Origin of the sequence: Italian clover phyllody phytoplasma str. MA1 (assembly GCF_000300695.1) — a bacterium.
In the GTDB taxonomy this organism is placed as follows: Bacteria; Bacillota_I; Bacilli_A; order Acholeplasmatales; family Acholeplasmataceae; genus Phytoplasma.
The window spans coordinates 1-723 of sequence record NZ_AKIM01000157.1; the positions used below are offsets into that span (position 1 = coordinate 1).

General features: G+C 21.2%; 2 protein-coding genes and 1 pseudogene. All 3 read right to left on the reverse strand.

Going from position 1 to position 723, the window contains the following annotated elements; translation table 11 throughout:
* Nucleotides 1-113: pseudogene (locus RI01_RS04085) on the reverse strand (SVM family protein); the annotation flags it as partial.
* A 50-nt stretch (nucleotides 114-163) separates the two neighbouring features.
* A complete protein-coding gene (locus RI01_RS03960) occupies nucleotides 164-382 on the reverse strand; it encodes a hypothetical protein (protein ID WP_026052464.1) in 219 nt (72 codons plus the stop codon).
* Nucleotides 383-460: 78 nt separating this feature from the next.
* Nucleotides 461-723 (reverse strand): SVM family protein (locus tag RI01_RS03965; RefSeq protein ID WP_017193210.1); only part of this gene is annotated, 263 nt, incomplete at its 5' end.

Consider the following 723-nt stretch of genomic DNA (forward strand, 5'->3'; position numbering starts at 1 on the left):
GCATATTTTTTTATTTTCCATTGCCATCACTTGATTACTATTATTTATTAAAAATAATCCCAAAAAAATAAATAAATACTTATTATTTTAAATTGTTTTTGTAATTTAAACATTAATTAAATCTCCTTTTGATATTTATAATAAAAATAAAACATATTTTAAATTATTTTAACGTCTTCTTATTATTATTTGGTCGATTTTGGTTATTTTGTATTTGATTTCTAATGATATTTATTTGTCTTTGATTTTGATCTATTCTTGTTTGAATATTTCTTAAAGTATTTATTTGTTCTTCCGAAGCATAAAGTGGTGTATTATTAATGGCTGAAATCATCTCTTGTGTTAACAATAAATATTCCCTTTCTAATTGAACTCTTGTCATATTATTATAAAAATTTCTTAACATTCGTTCTTGATTATTTAGTTGTCTTTGTTGATAAGTTATTATTTGTTGGTGTATTTATTGTAGTTGATTCGAAAAAAAATTAATTTCCGTTTCTGAGCTATGATTAAAAAGAGCATTAATCAATTGTTGAGATATTCTACCTTGGGTTAATAATAAGTTTCTAAAAATATTATATTCATCTATATGATTATCAACAACGGAATTATTTTCAGATATGCCATCGTTATTATCCATTCCCATTGCTTGTTGATTATTAGTAATGAAAATTAAACCTAAACCAATAAATAAAATAATATTAAATAATAGTAAATGTTTTT

What these genes read in the sequence shown, in the direction of transcription:
- RI01_RS03960 (WP_026052464.1), bottom strand. Translation starts at nt 382, where the DNA reads ATGACAAGAGTTCAATTAGAAAGGGAATATTTATTGTTAACACAAGAG.